At 68.7% G+C, this 1,411-nt stretch carries 2 protein-coding genes; both read right to left on the bottom strand.

The genetic code is table 11. The annotated features are described in order from the left end of the window. On the bottom strand, positions 1-379 hold a 379-nt coding region (locus U1700_RS14520), incomplete at its 3' end, for a chemotaxis protein CheW (RefSeq protein ID WP_332753404.1). After that, a partial coding sequence (locus U1700_RS14515) for a methyl-accepting chemotaxis protein (protein WP_332753403.1) occupies positions 376-1,411 on the bottom strand: 1,036 nt, incomplete at its 5' end. The genes U1700_RS14515 and U1700_RS14520, both read right to left, overlap by 4 nt.

Below are 1,411 nucleotides of genomic sequence, written 5' to 3'. Positions count from 1 at the left end.
CGATCTGGTCCGACCGCCAGCGTCCGCCCAGATCGGGGGCACCCTCGACCGAGCCCGCCGGGAAGGTCGCCACGTCGAGCACGCGGTCGACGACCATGCCCAGCGACAAGGGCTTGGCCCCGACTCCGGCGACATCGACGACCAGTACGCGCGTGGTCAGCGTCGGTTCGACCGGGCTCAGGCCCAGCCGGACGCGCAGGTCGACCATCGGCACGGAGTCCCCCCGCACATCGGTCAGCCCCAGGAACCAATCGGGTGCGTGGGGCACCCGATAGGCGTTGCGATGGTCCAGGATCTCGCGGACGCTGGTAACGGGGAGGGCGAATTCCTCCTCCCCGAGACCGAAGACGACGACCTGGATGTCCTGCGCGCCGCTCAAGCGGCGCGTCCGAACTCGGCGTCCTCGCCGTCCGGGCCACCATTGGTCAGGTCGAGCGCAAAGCCGCGCACGCGGGCCTGCTGGTCGGCGACCGAGCCGGAGCGCTGGCCCGAAGACTTGGCGGACTTCGCCGCCGGACGGGCGACCGGCTTGCGCACGGCGGGCTTGCCGCGACCGCGATTGCCAGCGGCATCGACCCGGAAGTACGCGATGCTCTCCTGAAGCTCCTCGGCCTGACTGGCGAGTTCTTCGGAGGTCGACGAGATCTGCTCGGACGCCGAGGCGTTCTGCTGCGTCACCTTGTCGAGCTGCTGGATCGCCTCGTTGATCTGGACCGCGCCGATATCCTGCTCGCGGCAGGCCGCGCTGATCTCGGCGACCAGTTCGGCGGTGCGGCGGATGTCGGGCACCAGCCTGGTCAGCATCTCGCCCGCCTGGGTGGCGGCCGACACGGTGTCCGACGACATGCCGCTGATTTCGGACGCCGCCGACTGGCTGCGCTCGGCCAGTTTGCGGACTTCGGCGGCGACGACCGCGAAACCGCGACCATGCTCACCCGCACGGGCCGCTTCCACCGCCGCATTGAGGGCCAGCAAATCGGTCTGGCGGGCGATCTCCTGCACGATACCGATCTTCTCGGCGATGGTGCGCATCGCGACCACGGCCTTCTGCACCGCCTGACCGCTCTGCTCGGCATCCAGCGAGGATTGGCGCGCGATCTTTTCAGTCTGGGTCGCGTTGTCGGCATTCTGTTTGATGTTGGCGGCCATCTCCTCCATCGAAGCCGAGGCTTCCTCGGCGGCGGCGGCCTGCTCGGTCGCGCCCTGGCTCACCTGTTCCGACGAGGACGACAGCTGCTGGCTGCCCGCCGCGACATTCTGCGCCGCCTGGGCGGTCTGGCCGATCGTCTCGCGCAGGCGGATGGTCATCCGGTTGACGGTATCCACCAGGTCCTTGATCTCGTCATTGCTGGCAACGTGCACCTCGTTGCTCAGATCGCCATCGGCGACGGCGGACACCGCTTCATCGACC

The organism is Sphingomonas sp. RB1R13 (genome assembly GCF_036663775.1).
Lineage (GTDB): Bacteria > Pseudomonadota > Alphaproteobacteria > Sphingomonadales > Sphingomonadaceae > Sphingomicrobium.
This window is presented reverse-complemented; position numbering and strand designations above follow the sequence as displayed.